This window comes from Gluconobacter roseus NBRC 3990, assembly GCF_006538885.1.
Lineage (GTDB): Bacteria > Pseudomonadota > Alphaproteobacteria > Acetobacterales > Acetobacteraceae > Gluconobacter > Gluconobacter roseus.
Map to the genome: position 1 here is coordinate 519,117 of NZ_BJLY01000001.1, position 22,171 is coordinate 541,287.

General features: G+C 61.7%; 20 protein-coding genes. 13 read left to right on the forward strand and 7 right to left on the reverse strand.

The genetic code is table 11. From position 1 onward, the window contains the following. Position 1 precedes the first annotated feature (1 nt). From GRO01_RS02215 to GRO01_RS02235, 5 genes are all read left to right on the forward strand, one after another. On the forward strand, positions 2-604 hold the full coding sequence (locus tag GRO01_RS02215) for a hypothetical protein (protein ID WP_062495815.1): 603 nt from the start codon (positions 2-4) through the stop codon (positions 602-604). Beyond that, positions 601-1,386, forward strand: a complete 786-nt coding sequence (gene tatC, locus GRO01_RS02220) for a twin-arginine translocase subunit TatC (RefSeq protein ID WP_011253278.1) — start codon at positions 601-603, stop codon at positions 1,384-1,386. The genes GRO01_RS02215 and tatC overlap by 4 nt, the downstream gene beginning before the upstream one ends. A gap of 27 nt (positions 1,387-1,413) precedes the next feature. Next, a complete protein-coding gene (serS, locus tag GRO01_RS02225) occupies positions 1,414-2,676 on the forward strand; it encodes a serine--tRNA ligase (protein ID WP_062508632.1) in 1,263 nt (420 codons plus the stop codon). A gap of 12 nt (positions 2,677-2,688) precedes the next feature. Next, entirely contained in the window at positions 2,689-3,429 is a 741-nt protein-coding gene (locus tag GRO01_RS02230; protein ID WP_062508634.1) for an META domain-containing protein, read from the forward strand. A 435-nt stretch (positions 3,430-3,864) separates the two neighbouring features. Continuing rightward, positions 3,865-4,278: a helix-turn-helix domain-containing protein gene (locus tag GRO01_RS02235; protein WP_231490200.1), complete on the forward strand. Its 414-nt coding sequence runs from the start codon at positions 3,865-3,867 to the stop codon at positions 4,276-4,278. 36 nt (positions 4,279-4,314) lie between these two features. On the opposite strand, the gene GRO01_RS02240 is transcribed toward GRO01_RS02235, so the two are convergent. Then, positions 4,315-6,825: a helicase-related protein gene (locus GRO01_RS02240; RefSeq protein ID WP_174787387.1), complete on the reverse strand. Its 2,511-nt coding sequence runs from the start codon at positions 6,823-6,825 to the stop codon at positions 4,315-4,317. A 135-nt stretch (positions 6,826-6,960) separates the two neighbouring features. On the opposite strand from GRO01_RS02240, the gene GRO01_RS02245 reads away from it, so the two are divergent. From GRO01_RS02245 to GRO01_RS02255, 3 genes are all read left to right on the forward strand, one after another. After that, entirely contained in the window at positions 6,961-7,848 is an 888-nt protein-coding gene (locus tag GRO01_RS02245; protein WP_062508636.1) for a ferredoxin--NADP reductase, read from the forward strand. Positions 7,849-7,873: 25 nt separating this feature from the next. After that, positions 7,874-9,268, forward strand: a complete 1,395-nt coding sequence (gene gorA, locus GRO01_RS02250) for a glutathione-disulfide reductase (protein ID WP_062508638.1) — start codon at positions 7,874-7,876, stop codon at positions 9,266-9,268. A gap of 80 nt (positions 9,269-9,348) precedes the next feature. After that, on the forward strand, positions 9,349-11,388 hold the full coding sequence (locus tag GRO01_RS02255; protein ID WP_062508640.1) for an FUSC family protein: 2,040 nt from the start codon (positions 9,349-9,351) through the stop codon (positions 11,386-11,388). A gap of 6 nt (positions 11,389-11,394) precedes the next feature. On the opposite strand, the gene GRO01_RS02260 is transcribed toward GRO01_RS02255, so the two are convergent. Both GRO01_RS02260 and GRO01_RS02265 read right to left on the reverse strand, forming a co-directional pair. Then, on the reverse strand, positions 11,395-12,219 hold the full coding sequence (locus tag GRO01_RS02260; RefSeq protein ID WP_062508643.1) for an alpha/beta fold hydrolase: 825 nt from the start codon (positions 12,217-12,219) through the stop codon (positions 11,395-11,397). Positions 12,220-12,283: 64 nt separating this feature from the next. Beyond that, on the reverse strand, positions 12,284-12,691 hold the full coding sequence (locus GRO01_RS02265) for a hypothetical protein (protein WP_174787388.1): 408 nt from the start codon (positions 12,689-12,691) through the stop codon (positions 12,284-12,286). Between the two features lie 219 nt (positions 12,692-12,910). On the opposite strand from GRO01_RS02265, the gene alkB reads away from it, so the two are divergent. The 5 genes from alkB (at position 12,911) to gltX (ending at position 18,097) form a co-directional block, all read left to right on the forward strand. Then, the gene (alkB, locus tag GRO01_RS02270) at positions 12,911-13,564 is read left to right on the forward strand and encodes a DNA oxidative demethylase AlkB (protein ID WP_062508647.1); all 654 of its coding nucleotides are present in this window, start codon (positions 12,911-12,913) and stop codon (positions 13,562-13,564) included. Positions 13,565-13,611: 47 nt separating this feature from the next. Then, entirely contained in the window at positions 13,612-15,003 is a 1,392-nt protein-coding gene (locus GRO01_RS02275) for a class II 3-deoxy-7-phosphoheptulonate synthase (RefSeq protein WP_062508649.1), read from the forward strand. Beyond that, on the forward strand, positions 15,000-16,202 hold the full coding sequence (locus GRO01_RS02280; protein ID WP_081108444.1) for a nicotinate phosphoribosyltransferase: 1,203 nt from the start codon (positions 15,000-15,002) through the stop codon (positions 16,200-16,202). Before GRO01_RS02275 ends, GRO01_RS02280 begins: the two co-directional genes overlap by 4 nt. Continuing rightward, the gene (locus GRO01_RS02285; protein WP_141306747.1) at positions 16,199-16,663 is read left to right on the forward strand and encodes a hypothetical protein; all 465 of its coding nucleotides are present in this window, start codon (positions 16,199-16,201) and stop codon (positions 16,661-16,663) included. Before GRO01_RS02280 ends, GRO01_RS02285 begins: the two co-directional genes overlap by 4 nt. Positions 16,664-16,762: 99 nt before the next feature. After that, positions 16,763-18,097, forward strand: coding sequence for a glutamate--tRNA ligase (gene gltX, locus GRO01_RS02290; RefSeq protein WP_062508653.1), 1,335 nt, complete (start codon positions 16,763-16,765; stop codon positions 18,095-18,097). 41 nt (positions 18,098-18,138) lie between these two features. Here the strand turns inward: gltX and GRO01_RS02295 are convergent, their stop codons facing one another. From GRO01_RS02295 to cysS, 4 genes are read right to left on the reverse strand one after another with little or no spacing between them, the layout of a single operon-like run. After that, on the reverse strand, positions 18,139-19,023 hold the full coding sequence (locus GRO01_RS02295) for an aldose 1-epimerase family protein (RefSeq protein WP_231490202.1): 885 nt from the start codon (positions 19,021-19,023) through the stop codon (positions 18,139-18,141). Then, positions 19,016-20,017: an ion channel gene (locus GRO01_RS02300; RefSeq protein WP_371857369.1), complete on the reverse strand. Its 1,002-nt coding sequence runs from the start codon at positions 20,015-20,017 to the stop codon at positions 19,016-19,018. Before GRO01_RS02300 ends, GRO01_RS02295 begins: the two co-directional genes overlap by 8 nt. A 4-nt stretch (positions 20,018-20,021) precedes the next feature. Then, positions 20,022-20,798: an RNA methyltransferase gene (locus tag GRO01_RS02305; protein WP_062508656.1), complete on the reverse strand. Its 777-nt coding sequence runs from the start codon at positions 20,796-20,798 to the stop codon at positions 20,022-20,024. 2 nt (positions 20,799-20,800) lie between these two features. Then, complete coding sequence (gene cysS, locus GRO01_RS02310; protein ID WP_062508658.1) at positions 20,801-22,159, reverse strand: cysteine--tRNA ligase; 1,359 nt, start codon at positions 22,157-22,159, stop codon at positions 20,801-20,803. Positions 22,160-22,171 lie beyond the last annotated feature (12 nt).

The window sequence follows — 22,171 nt, forward strand, 5'->3', positions numbered from 1 at the left end:
CATGTTTGACTTCAGTTTCTCGGAAATCGCGCTGTTCGTGATGGTGGCGATGGTCTTCATCCGCCCGAAGGACCTGCCGGTTGCCATCCGCACCCTGTCGAACGGGTTAAAGGCGATGCGGCGCATGGCGGCAGAATTCCAGTCCCATGTGGACGAGATGGTCCGTGAAGCCGATCTCTCCGAAGCGCGCGACCAGTTCCGGGACCTGAAGAACTTCAACCTGCGCGACCGTGTCACGAAGGCCATCGACGGCGACAATTCCATCCGGCGCAGTCTGGAACTCGACACGCCCGCAAAAGCGTCCGCTGCGGATCTTCCGAAAGTTCCGCCGGCACCACCGCTTCCCCCGCCGCCCCTGACCGATCTGGAAACGGTGCCCTATAATGCCCGTCCGCAGTTCGAGCCGGCCGCAGACATCCCCGTCGAACCGGAACCCGAGCCCAACGACGATGTCGTGGATGCTCCGTCCATTCTGCCCCCCAGCACGGCAAGGCGGCTTCTGCATGAGCGCTCCCGCTGGCGCGCCCCTGACATCCTGCCGCCCGTCCGCGCCATCCATGCCGGCCGGCGCGTGACCATTGCGAGCGGAAAGGACGGCGAATGACCGATACCGACAGCATCAATGACACGCCGATGCCGCTCCTCGAGCACCTCGTGGAGCTGCGCAAGCGGCTGATCTGGTCCATCGTGACCTTCGTGATCGCCTTTGCCATCTGCTATCATTATTCGGGCGAGATCTACCGGTTCCTAGCGGCCCCGCTCGGCAACATCATGCGCAAGAACGGGGAGCAGCCGCACCTGATCTATACTGCGCTGTATGAGGCCTTCTTCACCTATATCCGCGTGGCCGTTTTCGGTGCGACCTGCCTGTCCTTCCCGATGATCGCCATTCAGGCCTGGATCTTCATCGCGCCGGGCCTGTATCGCAGCGAAAAGCGTGCCTTCGCGCCGTTCCTGATCGCCACGCCCATCATGTTCCTGATCGGCGCGGCACTCGCCTATTACGTGGTGTTCCCTTACGCGTGGCAGTTCTTCCTGTCGTTCCAGACGCCGCAGAGCACCAATGGCGGCATGCAGATCGAACTTCAGGCCAAGGTTTCGGAATATCTGACGCTGGTCACGAAAATGATCCTCGCCTTCGGAGTCTGTTTCGAGCTGCCCGTCGTGCTGACCCTGCTGGTGCGTGTCGGCCTGCTGAGCGTGGCGCAGCTCAAGCGTTTTCGTCGCTATGCCGTTGTTGCGTCCTTTGCGGTGGCCGCCGTGATCGCCCCACCTGATGCGATTACGATGCTGAGCCTCGCCATTCCCCTCGTCGCCCTGTACGAGGTATCCATCCTCACGGCCCGGTTCGTCGAACCGAAACCCATGGCCGCTGATGAAGACTGATGACCAGACCTGCCGGAGCCCTGAACCATGCATGACCTGAAAGCCCTGCGCGCCGACCCGGCCGCTTTTGACGCTGCTCTCGCACGTCGGGGCCTGTCACCCGTGGGACAGCAGCTTGTCAGTGACGATGAAGAACGCCGCGCGGCACTGGCTGCGCTTCAGGGAGCGCAGGGCGCACGCAAGGCGCTGGCCAAGGAAATCGGCCTGCTCAAGCGCCAGAAGCTCGACACTGCCGAGATCGAAGCGAAGGCCGTGGCCCTGCGTGACCAGATCGCCGGCCTGGAAGAGCGTGCCAACACGATCCAGACCCGCATCGACGACGTGCTGAAATCCCTGCCGAACCGCCTCGATGCCTCCGTGCCGGATGGAAAGAGCGAGGACGAGAACGTCGTCGTCCATGTCCGTGGCGAGAAGCGCGAATTTGCTTTCGAGGCAAAGCAGCATTTCGAACTGGGCGAAGCGCTGGGGCTGATGGATTTCCCGACCGCCGCCAAGCTGTCGGGCACGCGCTTCGTCGTCCTGCGTGGTGCGCTTGCCCGTCTGGAACGCGCGCTAGGCCAGTTCATGCTCGACACCCACACGACCGAGTTCGGCTACAGCGAAACCAGCGTGCCGCTGCTGGTCAATGACGACGCCATGTATGGCACGGACAAGCTGCCCAAGTTTGCCGAGGATTCGTTCCGCACCGAAGACGGCCGCTGGCTGATCCCGACCGCCGAAGTCCCGCTGACGGCCTCTGTCATGGGCGACATCCTCCCGGCCGACGCCCTGCCGATCCGCATGACCGCACTGTCCCAGTGCTTCCGCTCCGAAGCCGGTTCGGCCGGGCGCGACGTCCGCGGTATGCTGCGTCAGCACCAGTTCACAAAGTGTGAGCTGGTCTCCGTCGTGAAGCCCGAAGACAGCGACGCCGAGCATGAGCGCATGACGCAGGCCGCCGAGACGGTTCTGGAGCGTCTGGGCATTACCTTCCGCCGGATGCTGCTCTGCGCGGGCGATACAGGCTTTGGTGCGGCCAAGACGTTCGATCTGGAAGCCTGGCTTCCGGGGCAGAAGGCCTGGCGCGAAATTTCTTCGTGCTCGAATACGCGCGATTTTCAGGCACGCCGCATGAATGCGCGCTATCGTGCCGAGAATGGACCGGCCTTCGTCAATACACTCAATGGTTCCGGTCTCGCTGTCGGTCGGACGATGATCGCTGTTATGGAAACATATCAGAACGAAGACGGCAGCATCGATATCCCCGAGGTTCTGCGTCCCTATATGGGCGGGCTGAACCGCATCGGCTGAGGAATGCAAGGCATGATCACGATCCGCCGTTTCGCCCTGGCCCTGCTGGCCGCAGGCTCCGTTTTCGCTTCATGCCCCGCCGAGGCGGACAGCATGCAGACACTGCACGGTCAGGCTATGTACCGTGAGCGCATGGCCCTGCCGCCTGGTGCGGTCCTCAGTGTCTGGATCGAGGATACAGGTGCGACGCATGGCGCCCCACTGGTCATGGCCGAACAGCGCGAAGACATTCATCGTGGTGTTCCCATTCCCTATACGCTGACCTATCCGGCCCTCCCGACGGGCGGTCATTACGTGCTGAATGCGGAAATTACGGTGGAAGGGCGCCGGCTCTTTGCGACCCCGGATGGTGGTATGCCCCTCGATCATCCCCAGTTGCTGCTCCGACATGTCGCCGGTACCCCCGTCAGTGCACCTTATGGTGCATGGCGGATCCAGAGCGTGGGCGACCTACGTTTCGACAGCACGGCGGATGCGCCGGGCCTGACGCTGCAACAGGACGGAACCGTTTATGGGACGGATGGTTGTAACCGCCTGATGGGACATTTCAGGCTGGAAGGGCAGACACTGCGCTTTCTGCCCTTCGCCATGACCCGCAAGGCCTGTCTGCCAGCCCTCATGGCGCAGGAACGCCAGATCGGGGCATTCCTCCCAACCGTGACATCATGGTCACGTGACGGCGAAAAGCACCTCGTGCTGCATTCAGGTGATTCGTCTGGCCCAATGGTTCTCGTCCCCCAGGACGCCCAGTAGCTACCGCAGACCGGAATTCAAAAAAACTTTAGCCGTATACGTCGTTTTTCAAAGGACCGGGGGGTATCGAACCTCTTCCCCTGTAATGACAAACAGGACTAGTCTGATCCGGCTATCGCTGTCTTTCAAATGATTGATCAGACAAGACCTCTCCCACAAAAATGGGGGGACTCTGACCGGCAGAGAGTTTTGTCGCATGGCGTGGCGCGCCACTGTTAGCAGGCCGGAGGCTTACTGATGAAAACGACGATCCAGCTTGGGCTGGGACAGAAATGGACTTCTCCGCCAGTCGCTGAAGAGGGTTCTGGTGATGTAAGAGAAATCATTATCCTGGGGGCAGGCAGGGTTGGTTTCAGGATAGAGGGCCAGTCACTTGCGCCGACGCATGTTTCAGAGACGGCGTTCAGAGCATGGATCAAAGAGACGGAGGCGAAATTGACCAAAGACGCCATTCCCCCGGCACAACTTTCTCCGGGGCTTGAGCTTGGGCGCCGCATCCGGCTTCTTCGGGAAATGGCAGGACTGAGCCAGCGGCAACTGGCCGAGAAAGTCGGCATTTCACGTTCGGCCGTGGCGTTCTGGGAAACGGGCCGTTCGGGCCATGTCGGCAAGCATCTGGGAAGTCTCGCTCAGGTGCTGGGCGTCGAGCCCGAAGTCCTGCTCACCGGAATGGCTTACAAGGCCATTCAGGAAACGCTCACGCCTGATGAAAATACGATGCTCATGCTCTACAGGCAGCTCGATCCGCTCATCAAACTTCAGGCCCAGAAATGGATCGAACGCCGCGTGCGTCATACGGCTGACGAAGCGCAGAGTATCAAAACACCTGATCAGTCCAAAAGCGCCTGAAATCCGGGCCTGTCTTCTGTCAGGCTCGGAACTCCGTCAGGACGGACGCCGACGATTGCTTCCCGGACGCTTTCCACCCTTTGCAGGGTAGGTCTTGCCTCCGGGTTTTTTGGGTCCCGAAAAGGATGATCTGCCCGCCGATCTGTCCGGCCCGCCGCGACCGGAACGGCCTCCTGGACGACCACCGCTGCGCTGCTGTTTCTGGCTTTCGCGCATCCGGCTCTGCGTCCGCAGAACCTGCTCGATCCAGTCATTGAGAATGGACGTGTTGATTTCCGCATCCTGACGGGCCGGATAGGCATCCGGAAATCGCAGCGCCAGCCACCGCCAGGCCACCAGCCGCTTGTGCCGCTTCTCGGCCCGCTCCAGCTCTTCGCGCCCTGCCTGTTCCGGATGTGGCAAACGTCCCGTACCCGGCGGCGGCACTGACCGTCCGGCCGCATGATCGGCCGCCCACTGGACAAGCCGCTGGATACCATTGTCCCGCTCGTCAATCGGGCACATGGCGTAGGTCCATCGCGTCGAAAGATCGAGGTTTTCCACGCCTTCCAGAGCGGCCGCGATTTCCAGCGCCTGCTCCATGTCGGCCAGACGGTAATTCGGATCGTCCGCCCGCAGAACGGCGTGTTTGATGCGGGTCAGGACACCATAGAGACTATCGCTGTCGATCTCTTCGGCCACGGCCCGGACAATGTCCGAATCCGGCTGCACGAGGGGGCGCAGTTCCTTGATCTCTTCGGGCGGGGCGCTCAGCATTTTGCGGACGAAACTCGGACTGCCAGCACCGGCGAGCACGCAGACCAGACCGCTTTCATGCTTGCCGTAACGCCCCGCGCGACCGCCGATCTGCTTGACTTCCTGCGAGACCAGATCGCGGGTCTGGCGTCCATCGAACTTGCGCAGCGCGCTGAACACGACGCGGCGGATGGAGAGGTTGAGCCCCATGCCGATGGCGTCCGTTGCGATCAGGATATCAGCCTCCCCACTGTTGAAGCGGGCGGCTTCGGCACGACGGACTTCCGGGCTCAAAGCACCATAGACCACGGCAACTCGACGCCCCCGCGCCATAAGCTCGGCGCGCAGATCCAGCACTTCACGGCGGGAGAAGGCGATGACAGCATCGCTGGGTTTGAGTTCATCCAGATGCAGCGTCTCACCCGCCTTGAGCGGGCTTTTACGTTCGAGATGGATCTCGTCCACTGGGTCGTCGCAAAGCTCGGCAATGCGCTTGACCAGCGGGATGCAGTCCGGCGCGCCGAGGATGAAGACATGCCGGGCCGGGACACCCATGATGGCAGCCGTCCAGGCGGCCCCACGGTCCGGATCGGCCAGCATCTGCGCTTCATCAATGATCGCCACATCCACCGGATTATGGAACGGACACATCTCAACCGTCGCTGCCAGATGGCGCGCCCCCGGCATTTCGATCCGCTCTTCACCCGTAGACAGCGATGCCGGAACACCGCGTGAGAGCAGGGACTCGCGGAACTCGTGGGCCAGCAGCCGCAGCGGCGCGAGCGCCAGACCGCTCTCGGCATTCGCCAGCGCATTGAGCGCCGTATAGGACTTTCCGGAGTTCGTCGGTCCGGTCACCAGCGTGATGCGGCGTTTCAGGGCACGCGCCGTGCGGAAATGCCCGGCAAACCGGTCCAGCGCAGCCACGCGGGCAATGGCGGCATTACCCGCCTTGTTGCCCAGATCCAGAACTTCCGGCCGGTCCTTGGTTCCGCTGCGCCATTGCGGCAGGAAAGTCCGGAGCCGCTTGAGCTCCGACGGATCGAAGAAGAACAGTTCGATCCCGTCCGGACGGGTTTCGCGGCGGGCAATGGGAATCCGGTTTTCGGCAATCCAGCGCAGGGCTTCGCGGCGCGAGCAGTGCAGGGCATTCGGCAGCTCATCGAAGCTGACCAGCCCTTCTTCCCACTGACGCAGCCGCTCAAGCTCACGCGCCCTGCGTTCTTCCGCACGGGCCTGAATATCGGCCTGTTCGCGGGCGCGGCGTTCTTCCGCAATCCGAAGATCGTCTTCGAAGCCGAGATCGACGCTGCCAAATGCGGCCGCGATGCTCTGGGACAGCTTTTCAAGCTGGCCGCTCGACAGGATCACACCCGTATCGGCCAGATCGGCGCGGACATCCTCCAGCACGGCACGCGGGGAGTCGCCCATTTCCTGCCAGCGCGCCATCAGGACATCATCAAGCGTCCGGCGCAGGGCTGGCATGTCGGCACGCGGATCATGCATGCGGGCCGCGGCTTCCTGCGTATCCGGCTTGCCGACCCAGACCTCGCCGGCTCTGCGGCACACATTCATGAGCTGGGACGCCCAGGTCTTGCGGCGCACGACGCACAGCGCTTCGATCAGCCCGTCATGGGAAAGGGTCGCCTCCGGCCCTTCAAGCCTGCGCGCAACCTGACGCAGCAGGGCAGGGCGCTCGCGCGGCGTGATGTCGAGCGGGGTCCCGAATTCGGCCTCGGCCCGCTGAAGGGCGCGTTCGGCCGGGGAAAAAGAGTCGGAAAGAGTGGCGTCCGGCATGGAGTCGTCTGTCATAAGAGTCTTGTGCGTCATTCCGGCATGCGCTTCAACGCGCATGGGTTTCCCGAGCGGCAACGATTGGGCTAAAAGACCCGACCATTATCAGGTCCGTGACCTGTTATCCGTTCCGAACCGGAGACAGAACCAGACATGTCCACCCCGACTTTTGCCGCCCCGACTCCGACCATTGACGAGCTCCTGACTGGCCTGATGCCGTTCGAAGGCCATCCGAAGCAGTACCGCCTTGCCGAGCCGAGCAAGGAATACGCCCATCTGTATCCGGCGAAGGTGCTGACGGTCCATCACTGGACGGACCGCCTGTTCAGCTTCACCACAACGCGTGATCCCGGCCTGCGTTTCGAGAACGGCCAGTTCGCGATGATCGGCATCGAGGTCGAAGGCAAGCCGCTCCTGCGCGCCTATTCGATCGCGTCCGCCAACTATGAAGACCACATGGAGTTCCTCTCCATCGCGGTTCCCGATGGCCCGCTGACCTCGCGTCTGCGTCACGTGAAGGTGGGCGATACGGTCCTGATCGGCCGCAAGCCGGTTGGCACGCTGCTGCTCGACAACCTCAAGCCGGGTCGCAACCTGTACTTCCTGTCCACGGGAACGGGTCTGGCGCCGTTCATGAGCCTCATCAAGGATCCCGAGGCTTACGAGCGCTATGAGAACGTGATCCTCAGCCACACCGTCCGCATCTCGGGCGAGCTGGCCTATGAGAACCACATCCGCCACGAGCTGCCGGAGCACGAGTTCCTGGGTGAGTTCGTCAAGGACAAGCTGCGCTACTACCCGGCAGTGACCCGCGAAGACTATGCCGTGACCGATCGCATCACCAAGCTGATCGAGACGGGCAAGATCTTCGAGGATCTGGGTATCGACAAGCTCGATCCCGAGCATGACCGCGTCATGATCTGCGGTTCGCCGGAAATGCTTGCCGACACCGAAGCCCTTCTCGAGCGTATGGGTTTCGTGGAAGGCAATATGAGCCATCAGGGTTCGTATGTCGTTGAAAAGGCCTTTGCCGAGCGCTGAGGTCACAAAGGCACGAAAGGCCGGGATGATGCAGGATTTTGATCTGTTCGTTATTGGTGCCGGTTCGGGCGGCGTGCGCTGTGCGCGCATTGCCGCCCAGAACGGAGCGCGCGTCGCGATTGCGGAGCGCCGACACTGGGGCGGAACCTGCGTCAATCTCGGCTGCGTGCCCAAGAAACTGATGGTCTATGCGGCCGAATATGGCCGCGAGATCGCCGATGCCCCTTCCTACGGGTGGGACGTCACACCGGTTGCGCATGACTGGTCCACGCTGATCAGCGCCAAAGACCGTGAGATCGAACGCCTGAACCGCATCTATGTCTCGATGCTGGAAAAGGCCGGGGTCACGCTGTTTACGGGCGATGCCAGCTTCGTGGACGCCCATACGGTCGAGATCGGCCCGTCCGAACTGGCGCCGGATGCGTCCGTCCAGCGTGTCCGGGCGAAGAACATCGTCATTGCCACCGGATCCACGCCCACGCGTCTGAACATTCCCGGCGCGGAACATGCCATCGTCTCGGATGATGCCTTCCATCTCTCTGATCGTCCCGAGCGCGTCGCCGTGATCGGCAGCGGCTATATCGGTATCGAATTTGCCGGAATTTTCGCGGGGCTTGGTTCGAAGGTAGATCTGGTGTTCCGCCAGCAGCTCCCCTTGCGCGGCTTCGATCATGAAATGCGCGCCCATCTGTCCGAACTGCTGCCGCTGAACGGCATCAAGGCGCATCCCGGTCGCTCTCCGGAGCGGATCGAAAAGGTTGCGGACGGCTATCGTCTGCATCTTGAAGGCGGGGATGTCATCGAGACGGACTGCGTGTTCATGGCGACGGGCCGTCACCCCAATCTGGCGCCGCTGAAGCTCGACAATGCCGGCGTTGCCACCTGGGATGGTCGTATTCCGGCCAAGCCCGATGATGCGACGACCAACGTGCCGGGCATTTATGCCATTGGGGACGTGACGGACACCTACAACCTCACACCTACCGCCATTGCCGAAGGTCACATTCTGGCCGAGCGCCTGTTTGGTGAACCGGGCCGCGAATGGTCCTTCGCCACAACCCCCAAGGCCGTGTTCTTCTCCCAGCCGCTCGCTACGGTCGGCCTGACCGAAGATGAGGCTGCCCAGAGCCATGATCTGGATATTTACACATCCAGCTTCACGCCGATGCGCCAGACGCTTTCGGGCCGCAAGGGCAAGACCCTGATGAAGCTGGTTGTGGATGCACAGAGCAAGATTGTGCTCGGTGCGCACATGATCGGTCCTGATGCGCCGGAAATCATTCAGGGCCTCGCCATTGCGGTCACGGCAAAGCTGACCAAGCGGGATTTCGATCGCACGATCGGCCTGCACCCCACCAGTGCGGAGGAGTTCGTGACCATGCGGAGCCTCACACGTCACGTCCCCCGAAAAGCAGGCTGAACCATCATGGCGGCGCGTAACGGTCTTACGGAGGCCCCGCAGTCGGGCCGTCACAAATTTTCTGAAGGGCAGCACCGGGCATGAAGTTTGGCTGGCTGTTTGCCCCGTCCATCACGTCCGTCATGTTCGCTCTCCGCACCACGATCGCAGCGCTTCTGGCGCTGGCAATCGCGCTGTGGATGGAGCTTGGTGAGCCGCAATGGGCTGCCATGACCGTTTGGATTGTCGCCCAGAACTCCCGCGGCGAGAGTATTTCCAAGGGCCGGTGGCGTCTCGTTGGCACCGTGATCGGGATGGTGATGGCCATCGTGCTCATGGCGGCCTTTCCACAATATCCCTGGCTGTTCCTTCCGGCACTGGCGCTCTGGGTCGGGCTGTGTGCTGGTCTCGCAACGCTGACGCATAACTTCCGCGGCTACGCCCTCGTGCTGGCCGGCTATACCTGCACCATCATTGCGCTGGGTGCGGTCAAGGAGCCTGACCACGTCTTCAATGTGGCGATGGCCCGCGGCACCTATATTTTCCTTGGCGTGATCTGCGAGACGGCGATGGGCATGATTGCCCTGCCGAACGTCGCAGGCCGTGCGCGTGAGGAACTGCGCAAACGCCTTCAGGCCATCCTGACCCGTGCTATCCCCGCATTAACGGATGTTCTGCGCCAGAAGAGGGGGGCGACGGACGACCTTTCGACCCTTCTGGGCTCGCTTCAGGCCTCCAGCGATCAGATCGAATTCAGCCGCATCGAGATCCGCAGCGAAGGCAACGAGGTCGAGCACGCCTATGTCACGCTCGGTCTGGTCGCGCGCGTCCTGTCACGCGGACTCGGCCTACGCACGCGCATGACGGCCGTAACGCATCAGCCCGAAGCCCTGCGACCTTTCCTTGAAGACATGGCCAGTGCTCTGGACGGAATGCCGGAGCGTCTGGTGACCGATCGTCGCGGCATCGCAGCACTGGTTCAGGCCGAGGCCCTTCTGGCCGAGTGCCGGGGCCGGATGCAGACCATTCTGCCGCGTGACGACGAGGACTCCCTGAATGAAGGGATCATCCTGACCGGTGTGGAAGTCATGCTGTCGGATCTGTGCGAAACGCTGCGCTCCTATCGCGCCAGCGTGGATGGCGCGCCGGTTTCCGAACGTCATCGTCTGACCCGTAATCCCGACTGGCGCGCCTCCATGCGCAACGGCGTGCGTACGACCGCGGCCCTGCTGTTCGGGGCCTATGTCTGGGAGGTTACGGCCTGGCCACAGGGCAGTGTGTTCCTGACGTTCATCGCCGTGGTCTGCGCGCGTTTTGCGACTTTCGAGAACACCGTCCTGCTGAGTGCTGCGTTCTTTTATGGCGCTGTCTGGGCTGCCGTAGCGAGCGTCATTCCGGTCTTTATCGTCATGCCGGTAACAGCCAATTATCCGTTCTTCTGTCTGGTCGCCGGGTTCTTCATGATGCTGGGCGGCCTGGCGTCCCGCAATCCGTCCACGGCTGTCATGGCCGCGTCTTACGGCACGTTCTTTCCGTTCCTGCTCGGCATGGATAATCAGGGGCGCATCAACGAAATCGGCTGGTTCAACACCACGATCGCTCTGCTGCTGGGGCTGGGTGCTGGTGTGATCATCTTCCGGGCTGTCCTGCCATTTACGCCAGCACGCGCCGGCGAAGTTCTGCGGTACCAGCTCAAGCGCAGTCTGCGCCGGCTGGCGCTGCCGGGTGTAGTCATGGACGAATATGTCTGGATCAACGAAGGCACGCAGAGCATGGAGCGCGCCGTGCGATTTGCCGGTTCGCTCTCCAGCGATCGTGCGGAAGCGATGCTGCGCGGCACGCTCTCGGTTCTGACAGTTGGGCGAAACGTGCTGATGCTGCGAAAGCTCGCCCAGCATGGAAGCCTGCCGGATACGGCTGTCGCGGCAGTCGACGGGATGGTGCGGAACCTGTTGCGGCGCAAGCTGCCCTTGACGCACACCTCCGCCACGATCGACCCCACACTGGACGAACTCTACGCTCTGGAGCGCCAGTCACAGGATCCGTCGATCCGCCATGATCTGGTTCTGGCGATCGGGTCCCTGCTGATCGTGCGTACCGAAATGCCGGTCAGCAGGGCCTTCCTCAAAGGCGCATTCTGACGCGCCTCAGGGCGTAGCGAGGAACCGCAGCAGGTCTTCGTTCACCCGCTCGGCATGGGTCATGAACAGCCCGTGCGGCGCGCCTTCATAGGAAATCCAGGTCGAACCCGGAATGGCTGCCGCGGCTTTCTGACCCGCAATATCGGCGGGAACGGCAGAATCAGCCGTGCCGTGGATCACCAGTGTCGGGACGGTGAAAGCCTGCAGGTCCGGCCGGAAATCTGTCGTACCCCACGCATCCACACAGTCCAGCGTTGCCATCGGGCTCGCCATGGATGCCAACAGGAATGACCAGTCCAGCACGCCCTGACTGACGGGGTGATGGATCATGCTGACGCCGTAGAAATCGGGAATGAAATCTTTCAGGAAGCCGAAGCGGTCCTGACGGATTTTCTGCTTGATGCCGTCAAAGACGGAAATATCCACCCCCTTGGGGTTGTCGGATGTCTTGAGCAGGAAGGGAACCACCGAAGACAGCAGCACCGTCTTAGAAATACGCGACCGGCCATGGCGGCTCAGATAGCGCGCGACTTCACCGCCACCCATGGAGAAGCCGACCAGCGTTGTATCCCACAGGTCAAGCTGTTCGAGAATGACGGCCAGATCATCGGCCAGCGTATCGTAATCGTAGCAGTTGATCGGATGGCCGGACTGACCAAATCCGCGGCGGTCATAGGTGATGACGCGGTAACCCGCCTCGACCAGCGCCAGTGTCTGCTTTTCCCACATGTCCCCGGTGAGGGGCCATCCATGGATCAGGATGACGGGCTTTCCGGCCCCCATGTCCTTGACGTGAAGGCTCGTTCCATCAGTAGCGGTGATATACGGCATGGTTCTGATCCTCGAAGGCGTTTACCTGAGGACCAGAACTTGTTGTCGCGACTTTGGTTGCGTCTTACCAGCCGTTTCCGCGCGGAGCGACATAGCCATTGCCGGTCGCATCGCCAAGCTGACCAGACTGCGTGTTGTTGCTGCCCTGATAGGATGAACCGAACTTGGACAGGTTCGCACCTGTCACGGAATCGCGCTCCACACCGGCTTCATGGTCCGGATCGGGGCCATGCTCAAACTCGGTGGACGGTGTGTCGGAATAACCCGGAGGCGGCTTGCGATGGCCACGGGCGCGGAAATGCTCACCGCCAGTCGTGGTCTGCGGCTGCGCATCGCTCTGGCCGGGCTGCGGGGAGAGCGTCGTGCCAGCCGCGTAAGGCTGACCGAAGGATGCGGTCTGGGCCTGTGCCGCCCCTCCCAGCAGAGCGGTCGCCAGCAGGGCATGGCAGAAGAAACGGGAAGAGGACAACATGTGATCCGGTCCTTGGCCGATCATGACAACAAGGCTGCCTCCCGGAGGAAACGTGACGTCAGGCTCTGACATCCCCGGCAAGGCGGCATATCAGTTTATAATCGGCCCGCTTTCCCCCGTGTTCAAGACTTCTTTTCCTCTGGAACCGTTTCAGAGCCGCCCCATATCAGAGGACATGACGATATCAGTACGGGTTTTTCCGGTTCGGGGCGGTGACTGATGGATGATCTTCTGGCGTCCGTCCGTCCGCGAACCATCCTGGCCGAGGGGGCGGTGTGGCTGCCCGGCTTTGCCCTGTCCGAAGCGCCAGCACTCCATGAAGCCATTGCGCAGGTCTCCGCACAGGCGCCTTTTCGCCATTTCCGTACCCGCATGGGTTCGATGTCGGCTGCGATGACCTCCTGCGGAGCCTGTGGCTGGGTCGCCGATCCGTCGGGATACCGCTATTCCCGAACCGATCCGCAGAGCGGGCAGCCCTGGCCTGCCATGCCAGACGCACTTCGTCACCTTGCAGTCCGGGCGGCGACTGAAGCGGGTTATGAAGGCTTCGATCCCGCGTCCTGCCTCATCAATCGCTACGGACCGGGAGCGAAAATGGGTCTGCACCAAGACAGGGATGAGGGAATGCCCGAGGCCCCGGTTGTCTCGGTTTCCCTTGGCGTACCCGCGCGTTTTTCATTTGGTGGTTCAAGCCGGACGGACCCGAAACGCACCATCGAACTTCTGGATGGTGACGTTGTGGTCTGGGGCGGTCCCTCCCGGTTTGCGTGGCACGGCGTCTCGCCCGTCCGTGAAACATTCCATCAGCAGACAGGTGCCATGCGATACAATCTGACGTTTCGCGCTATCAACGCCGCGCTTTTTCAGCCATAACCAGCCCCCCGCAACTCCCGCATTCACATCCTTCCGGAGGGCATTTGATGCACCCCTCGAGCCAGACCCCGACGTCCACCAACACGATGTCCTGGTCTCCTGCAAGCTGGCGTTCCCGTCCCATCGTCCAGGCTCCATCCTATACGGATGAAGCGGCGCTTGCTGCTGTCGAAGCTCGTCTGCATCGATACCCCCCATTGGTTTTTGCGGGTGAAGCCCGCCGCCTCAAGACGCGCCTGGCCGCTGCATCGCGCGGAGAGGCCTTCGTCCTGCAGGGCGGTGCCTGCGCCGAGAGCTTCGACGAGTTCACCGCCGACATCGTGCGCGACACGTTCCGCGTCCTGCTCCAGATGGCTGTTGTCCTGACCTTCGCCGCCAAGGTGCCGGTCGTGAAGATCGGCCGTATGGCAGGCCAGTACGCCAAGCCGCGCTCGTCCAATACCGAGACGATCGATGGCGTGACGCTGCCCTGCTATCGCGGTGACATCATCAACGGTCCCGAGTTCACGCCCGAGGCCCGTATTCCCGATCCCGCCCGTATGGAGACCGGATATTTCCAGTCCGCCGGCGTGATGAACCTGCTGCGTGCCTTCGCACATGGCGGTTATGCCAACCTGCATCAGGTCCATAGCTGGAATCTCGGCTTCGTCGAGCGTTCCCCGCTGGCAGCCCGCTATCAGGATCTGGCCCATCGCATCGACGAGACGCTGTCGTTCCTCCGTGCCTGCGGTTTTGACGGTTCGGCCTCGCAGATCGACGAGACGGAATTCTACACGTCCCACGAAGCCCTGCTGCTGCCCTACGAACAGGCCCTGACCCGCGTGGACAGCACGAGCGGCGATTACTACGACTGCTCGGCGCATTTCCTGTGGATCGGTGACCGTACCCGCCAGCCGGACGGCGCGCATGTCGAGTTCCTGCGTGGCGTACAGAACCCGATCGGCATCAAGGTCGGCCCGACCACGACGGTTGCGGATCTCGAGAAGCTGCTCGAAATCCTGAATCCCAAGGATGAAGCCGGCCGTATCACGCTGATTTCGCGCATGGGCAAGGACAAGGTCCGCGATCACCTGCCGCCGCTGCTCGATGCCGTGAACCGCACCGGCCGCACCGTGACCTGGCTGTGCGATCCGATGCACGGCAACACCACGACCACGGCCAGCAAGATCAAGACCCGCTCCTTCGATAATATCCTCGGAGAAGTGCTCGGCTTCTTTGATGTGTTCGAGGCCATTGGCCGCCGTCCGGGCGGGATCCATCTTGAAATGACGGGTCAGGACGTTACGGAATGTATCGGCGGCGCACAGTGTCTCACCGAGGATGATCTGGGCGGCCGCTATGAAACATTCTGTGATCCGCGCCTTAATGCGGAACAGTCACTTGAAATGGCCTTCCTTCTTGCTCAGGAATTGACGGGACGAGCAGGAAAGAAAGAATGACCGCTTCCGATCCCCAGAATTCTCCTCAGGCCGCACTTCGGCGCGCGCTTGGAACACTCGGCCCGCTGGACGAGAAAACCATCGAAGCGCGAACGGACGCCTATTTCGGGCGAACGCGGCACATCGTGGAGCATTTCGGGGATTCCCGCGTCACCTATGCGGTGTTCATCCGCCGTCCGGTGATCGCGGCCTGCGGACTGGTCGTGCAGTGGCTGAAGAACGTGGCGAAGGCCCAGGGCTTCGATCTGCACTGCCGGGAAATGTACGCCGAGGGCGAATGGGTCGGCGCGGGTGAACCGTTGCTGTACCTGACCGGCAGCTTTGTCCGACTGGCCCCGCTCGAGACGCTGGTCCTCCAGCGGATCGGCTCCACCTGCGTGGCGGCCCATAACGCCTATCAGATGGCCATGGCCCTGCCGACCATCCCGTTCCTTGCCATGGATGCCCGGCACTGCGCGGGTTTCGAAATGCAGGAACAGATGGCCTATGCCGCAGGTGTTGGCTCCCGCGCAGCGCAGAAGGAAGGGGCCCGCGGTTTCATCGGCAATGCCAATGACGCCACGGCCGGGTTCTTTGGTCTCGATGCCGGTCTGGGCACGATGCCCCATGCCCTGATCGGCTATGCCGGCTCCACGCTGCGCGCGGCGGAGATGTATGACGAGGTCTATCCGAACGATCCGCTGACGGTTCTGGTGGATTACTTCGGGCAGGAAATTACGGACGCTCTTGCTGTCTGCCGTCGCTTCCCCGAGCGTGCCGCGAAGGGCCATCTGAGCGTCCGTCTCGATACACATGGCGGGCGCTTCCTTGAAGGACTGGACCCCCAGACCTCATATGGTGTGCTTGAGCGTCACACGCCCGGCACCATCCGCCGCTACCGTTCCGATCAGGAACTGCGCGATCTGGTGGGAACGGGTGTGTCGGCCGCAGCCATCTGGCGGATGCGCGAAGCTCTGGATCATGCCGGTTTCCATCATGTGAAGATCGTCGCATCCTCCGGCTTCAACGTCGCCAAATGCTCGACGATGCGGGACGCTCATGCCCCGATCGACGTGATCGGCAGCGGGTCCTTCATTCCCGACCGCTGGTCCGAAACCTATGCAACGGCTGACATCGTGGCCTATGACGGGCAGCCCCGCGTCAAGCTTGGACGCGAATTCCTGCTCCAGAAGGCCCGTGACAGCCAGGAGACATCATGACCGACGATACGATTGACCCTGTCGAAGGCGCCCCCGAAAACGGCGCACAGCCGGGTTCGTGGAGCGTACGCATCATCGACCTGTCCGGCGCGTCGGAAGACGAGGACGATACGGTCGAAGTCGTGAAAGACTTCATCGACCTGATGCACGCCAATGCCTATGCCCGCGCCTATGTCCGCGACAGCATCGAGCGCTGCCGCACACCGGGCGCGAGCAGCAAGGAAGTTCTCGAAAACTGGTTCGCCTTTGGTGAAAATGCCGAAGTTGTGGATGCCGGTGAAGATGGCTGGAAGTCCTCCACGGAGCTTGAAGACTTCGCGGCCACGCCTGCTACGCCGATGGAGCGGGACTGGCGCGCCATTGATCCGCGTCGCCTCGTCGATGATGAGGAAATCAATGGTCCGCCGGATGATGATGACGAGGATGATGACGAAAACCGTCACGAAGTGATCCGTCACTGAACACCCGGTGCAGGGAAGGGGCATACGCTCCTTCCTGTACGCGGCGCTTCATAAAAACCCGCTCTGGCAACGCGGCGCATCATGCGGCATTAAGGCGTCATGAAACTGCGCTTCGCTCCGTCCCCCACCGGTTACCTGCATGTTGGTAATGCGCGCCTTGCCGTCGCCAACTTCCTTTTCGCACGCCATAACGGCGCCAAGTTCCTGCTGCGGATCGACGATACCGATACCAGCCGTGGCAAGCCCGAATATGAAGAAGCCATCGGCAAGGATCTGTCATGGCTGGGGCTGAAATGGGACGAGTATGTGCGCCAGTCCGAGCGTCTCGACCGCTATGCCGAAGTCATCGAAAAGCTGAAGGCATCTGGCCGTCTCTATCCCTGTTTCGAGACGGAATATGAGCTGAACGCCAAGCGCGAAGCCCGCATCCGTGCCGGCAAGGCGCCGATCTATGATCGTGCGATGCTCAAGCTCACCGCCGATCAGCGCGCCCGCGCGGAAGCCAACGGCAAGACGCCGCACTGGCGCTTCCGTCTCAGCGATGGCAGCCGCAAGTGGCAGGATCTCGTCATGGACGAGTGCTCCGTCAAGCTGACAGCCATTTCCGATCCGGTTCTGGTGCGTGGGGATGGGACGATCCTCTACACCCTGGCCTCCGTCATCGACGATCTGGACATGGGCATCACCCATATCGTCCGCGGCGAAGACCATGTGACCAATACCGGCGTGCAGATCGACATTGCCGAAGCTCTGGGTGCAAAGCCCGACCATTTCACCTTCGCGCATCTGCCGCTTCTGCTGGACTCCGATGGTGGCAAGCTGTCCAAGCGGTTTGACTCGCTGGCTCTGAAATCCCTGCGTCAGGATGGGCTGGAGCCGATGTCGATCGTCTCCTATCTTGCCCGCGTGGGCTCCTCGGATGATCCGCAGGTCATGACGATGGACGAGGCCATTGCGGCCTATGACATTTCGCATGTCTCAAAGTCGGCCGCTCGTTTCGACATGACGCAGCTTCTCGCCCTGAACCGGCGTGCGCTGCACAACCTGCCGTTCGAAGCCGCAAAGATCCATCTTCCGCCCGAAGCCGACGAGACGTTCTGGCATGCGGTGCGTGGCAATGTGGATCTGTCGGCTGAAATTCCGCACTGGTGGGATGTGGTGCATGGCACGATCATTCCGCCGTCCCAGCCCGAAGGCCGTGAGTTTCTTCAGCAGGCCCTCGACACTCTCCCGGCCGAGCCGTGGGGTGAGGAGACGTGGAAGGACTGGACCAACACACTCAAGGAACAGTCGGGCCGCAAGGGACGCAGCCTGTTCATGCCGCTGCGTCTCGCTCTGACGGGTGAGGACGCAGGACCGGAACTGCATGTTCTGCTCGGTCTGATGGGCCGTGAGCGGACGGTCGCCCGTCTGCGGGATGCCATTCAGGCCTGAAATCATGTCCGTCGTGCCAGTACGGCACGACGGACCGTTTTTCAGATGGTTTTGACGGACCAGAATGCCGTCCATTTCTCGCCGGGCTTCAGATGAAGCAGGCCGGGTTTATGTGAAAAATCACCCGTAAAGCCAGCCGGCGTCGTGTAGCCGTACCAAGGCTCGATACACAGGAACTCCGCGCCCGGCTTGGCCCATAGGCCCAGTTCGCGAAATCCACCCCAGGCCACACGGATGCCGTGCCCGTCCGGTCCGGTCATGTCCAGCGATCGGCTCTCCGGGCGGTCCATGATGATCGCGTCCTTCTCGAAAAGCGCATCGCGCAGTTCAAGGATGTTTTCCCGGACAGGCGTGCGGAACTTCTCATGCAGAAGCATCCCGTCAGCATCGATCCGGCGTATGGGCAGCGGCTCGTCATATTCGAAGAGCAATCTGTAGCTGTCTTTCGCCACACCGTCTTTCAACGGCCAGCGAAAGGCCGGATGCGCCCCGAGCGAGGCATGAAGCGTCGCCGTGTCGGACGGATTGTGCAGGTGATAAGAGACACGCAGCGTCTCGTTCTCGATGAGATAGACCACCCTCAGCCGGAAAGCGGCCGGAAAGGCAGCGCGGGTTTCCGCATCGTCTACCAGTTCAAGTGTGCAGCTATCCACGTCCTGCGCAATCCAGCGGAAGCTGCGGTTCCGGGCAAATCCGTGCCGTCCGAGATGGACAGGCTTGTCATCCAGTGTGGAAGCATCGTCCGGCAGCGTTCCCACGATCGGGAACAGGATCGGGGAGTGCTTCGGCCAGGCCGGTCCGCCTTCCCAGAGCAGCACATCATTACCCCGGCTGAGTGCGACCAGTTCGGCGCCGTGGCTTTTGACCGAAGCCTTCAGCAGGCCGGTGCCGAAATCATGTCTGTCATCCGTCATGTGGTCAGTCATGGGATGTCTCCTGTTCAGGTGCCACGGGCATATCGCCCGGCTCGGTCGTATGGAAGCGACGGAAATCGACTTCCACCCGACCATCCGGACGATTCTGGATCATATCCGAAAAACGGTAGCCGTGTTTGACATGTCCGATCTCATAGGCGTGACGGGCGAAAACGGTCTGGGAGGAAATCTCGTCCGTACCGTCCATTGTGATAATGATTTCCGCGTTCTGGCCGATCAGCGTCTCCGCAGTGAGGCCGTAGAGCGGGCTGTGCTCGTCGATCAAATGGGTCGCGTTCAGGCTGATCCGGAAGATCGGCATGTGGGACTGCACCAGCGTCAGCCGGTCAAAGCGGCGCACCAGACGCCCGCGCTCATCGGGCATCAGCCGCGTCAGGGTCATTTCGATATTGGCCGAGAGGATCAGCGTGCGGCGCTGGTTGGCCAGGCGGATCGTCAGCGTCGGGATCACGTCGTCATAGGAGACGACCGCCACATGGCTGAACAGCACCCGTGCGCGGGGACGGGAGAAACGGGCAAACACCAGCCCCGTCGCCAGGGCATTGAGCATCATGCCGGCCAGAACTTCAAAAGAGACGATCGTGTTCGTTAGCCGCCCGACAGGGGCCATGGTGCCGTAACCGACGGTCGAAATGGTTTGCACGCTAAAGAAAACATCATCCAGGAAGTCGCCATGAGGCACTCCGCTTACGCTGTGCGGAATGAGGTAATACAGCAGCGCGAAGGCGACATTGATGACCAGATACAGACCCATGGATGCCCAGAAGAAGGCAAACCAGCTCATGGTCATCAGGGTATGGTAAAGGTCTCCGAAAATCCCCGCATCCAGACCGGTCCGGATGATGTCGCTCCGGCCGTTCTCTTCAAGGACATGCGCCCGGATCTTGTTGACGGTCTCGACGACCGTTTCGTGCGTCTCCGGATGGACTGGCGCTCCAGGATCAGGTCGGGCTTCCATCCGTTTCCTGTGACGCCAGTGGATCATGGGATCAGCTCCTGTTCCTGCGGGCGTTGCTCAGTTCACTAACCACGCCATGAAGGGTGCGAAGTTCCTGTTCCGTCACTTCGCCTCGGGTGAAGAAATGACGCAGGTTCCGCACCATGCCGGGGCGTTTCTGCTCATTTCGAAGGAAATTCGTCTCATCCAGATCGCGGATGAGATGGGACATGAAATTGTCCATCTCGCCCTTCGTCGCCACATGCGTCTCATTGGTCATGAGTTCGCGCGGCGGCGTCATGTCCTCGGTCAGGAACCACTCATAGGCCATGATCAGCACGGCCTGTGCGAGGTTCAGGGACATGAATTTCGGGTTGAGCGGATAGCGGACCAGCGTATCGGCGCGGGCCATGTCCTCGTTGTCCAGCCCGGCGCGCTCGGGGCCGAACAGGATACCGGTGCGCAGACCACGATTGGACGCAACGCGCAGTTCGGCCGCGGCTCCGCGCGCGGTCATGACCGGCTTGACCACATGGCGCGGGCGCGGGCAGGTCGCGAAAATGCGGTGCAGGTCCGCAACCGCATCATCCACGGTCTCAAACACCTGGGCCGCATCCAGAATCCGGTCCGCGCCCGACGACGCATACCAGGCGCGTTCCTGCGGCCAGCCGTCACGTGGCGCCACGATGCGAAGATGAAACAGGCCGCCGTTTGCCATGGCGCGCGCGGTTGTGCCGATGTTTTCGGCAAGCTGCGGGCGCACCAGGATCACGACCGGATCGAAATCACCGATAGGGCCGATATTCGCCCCGCCGTCACGTCCGGTCATTGTTACGCCTTCCGCCATGTTGTGCCACCAGGGCCATCTTCAAGAGTGATGCCAGCGGCTGAAAGCTGCGCACGGATGGCATCGGCACGGGCGAAATCGCGGGATTTGCGGGCTGCAAGGCGTTCTTCAATCAGCTTTTCAATGGCGCCGGCATCCACACCGGACTGGAACCACTCGGCAGGCGTGACATTGAACAGGCCCAGCAGCTTTCCGGCGGCCAGCAGGCTGGAGGCCGCGTCCTGATCGCCCTGCATGGCGGCATCCGCCAGCGGGTGAAGGGCGGCAATGGCCAGCGGCGTGTTTAGGTCATCGCACAGGGCGTCCATGACCGCAGCGGGGACGGCGGCGCCGGGCTGTGCGTTTCCGCGTTCAAGGGCGCGGTACAGCCGGTCCAGAACCCGGCGTGCTTCTTCAAGCTTTTCCCAGCTGAAATCCAGCGTGGAGCGGTAATGCGCACCCAGATAGAGCAGGCGCAGCGGCTCGGCGGGCGAGCGGTCCAGCACTTCGCGGATCGTGAAGAAATTGCCGAGCGATTTTGACATTTTCTCGCCGTTCGACAGCAGCATCCCGTTATGGACCCAGTGCGTGGCGAACTTGCCATGCGGGTAGCAGCACATGGACTGCGCGCGTTCGTTCTCATGATGCGGGAACAGCAGATCGTCGCCACCACCATGAATGTCGAAGCTCTCGCCCAGATAACGGTGCGACATGGCCGAGCATTCGATATGCCAGCCCGGACGTCCACGCCCATACGGACTGTCCCAGCCCGGCAGATCCGGCTCGGACGGCTTCCACAGTACGAAATCGCCCGGATCACGTTTGTATGGCGCGACTTCAACACGCGCACCCGCAATCATGTCATCCAGCGAACGCCCCGAAAGCGCACCATAGGACGGGAAATTGCGTACTGCGAACAGGACATGCCCCTCGGCTTCATAGGCATGTCCGTTTTCGATCAGGCGCGCGATCATTTCCAGCATGTCGTCGATATGATGGGTCGCGCGCGGCTCGATATCGGGCGGCAGAATGAAGAGTGACGCGAGATCTTCATGAAAGGCCTGCGTCGTACGCTCGGTCAGGGCGGAAATGTCCTCCCCGTTCTCTTTGGCGCGTGCGTTGATCTTGTCGTCTACGTCGGTCACGTTGCGGACATAGGTCACGCGCGGATACATCGTGCGCAGCAGGCGGATGAGGACATCCGCGCACATCATGGCGCGCAGATTGCCCAGATGCGCGCGGTCATAGACGGTCGGTCCACAGAAATAGACGCGCACATTCGCAGGATCGAGGGGCGTAAACGGTCGCTTTTCGCGAAGATGGGTATCGTGCAGGCGCAGCACGTTTGCAGCAGGATCGGCCATATGCCGATCAAT

Coding starts and splice junctions, on each gene's coding strand:
- GRO01_RS02300 (WP_371857369.1), bottom strand. CDS start 20,017: ATGATCCACTGGCGTCACAGGAAACGGATGGAAGCCCGACCTGATCCT.
- serS (WP_062508632.1), top strand. CDS start 1,414: ATGCATGACCTGAAAGCCCTGCGCGCCGACCCGGCCGCTTTTGACGCT.
- GRO01_RS02255 (WP_062508640.1), top strand. CDS start 9,349: ATGAAGTTTGGCTGGCTGTTTGCCCCGTCCATCACGTCCGTCATGTTC.
- GRO01_RS02265 (WP_174787388.1), bottom strand. CDS start 12,691: ATGTTGTCCTCTTCCCGTTTCTTCTGCCATGCCCTGCTGGCGACCGCT.
- alkB (WP_062508647.1), top strand. CDS start 12,911: ATGGATGATCTTCTGGCGTCCGTCCGTCCGCGAACCATCCTGGCCGAG.
- GRO01_RS02280 (WP_081108444.1), top strand. CDS start 15,000: ATGACCGCTTCCGATCCCCAGAATTCTCCTCAGGCCGCACTTCGGCGC.
- GRO01_RS02240 (WP_174787387.1), bottom strand. CDS start 6,825: ATGACAGACGACTCCATGCCGGACGCCACTCTTTCCGACTCTTTTTCC.
- GRO01_RS02215 (WP_062495815.1), top strand. CDS start 2: ATGTTTGACTTCAGTTTCTCGGAAATCGCGCTGTTCGTGATGGTGGCG.
- GRO01_RS02295 (WP_231490202.1), bottom strand. CDS start 19,023: ATGACTGACCACATGACGGATGACAGACATGATTTCGGCACCGGCCTG.
- gorA (WP_062508638.1), top strand. CDS start 7,874: ATGATGCAGGATTTTGATCTGTTCGTTATTGGTGCCGGTTCGGGCGGC.
- tatC (WP_011253278.1), top strand. CDS start 601: ATGACCGATACCGACAGCATCAATGACACGCCGATGCCGCTCCTCGAG.
- GRO01_RS02260 (WP_062508643.1), bottom strand. CDS start 12,219: ATGCCGTATATCACCGCTACTGATGGAACGAGCCTTCACGTCAAGGAC.
- GRO01_RS02275 (WP_062508649.1), top strand. CDS start 13,612: ATGCACCCCTCGAGCCAGACCCCGACGTCCACCAACACGATGTCCTGG.
- GRO01_RS02285 (WP_141306747.1), top strand. CDS start 16,199: ATGACCGACGATACGATTGACCCTGTCGAAGGCGCCCCCGAAAACGGC.
- gltX (WP_062508653.1), top strand. CDS start 16,763: ATGAAACTGCGCTTCGCTCCGTCCCCCACCGGTTACCTGCATGTTGGT.
- GRO01_RS02305 (WP_062508656.1), bottom strand. CDS start 20,798: ATGACCGGACGTGACGGCGGGGCGAATATCGGCCCTATCGGTGATTTC.
- GRO01_RS02230 (WP_062508634.1), top strand. CDS start 2,689: ATGATCACGATCCGCCGTTTCGCCCTGGCCCTGCTGGCCGCAGGCTCC.
- GRO01_RS02245 (WP_062508636.1), top strand. CDS start 6,961: ATGTCCACCCCGACTTTTGCCGCCCCGACTCCGACCATTGACGAGCTC.
- cysS (WP_062508658.1), bottom strand. CDS start 22,159: ATGGCCGATCCTGCTGCAAACGTGCTGCGCCTGCACGATACCCATCTT.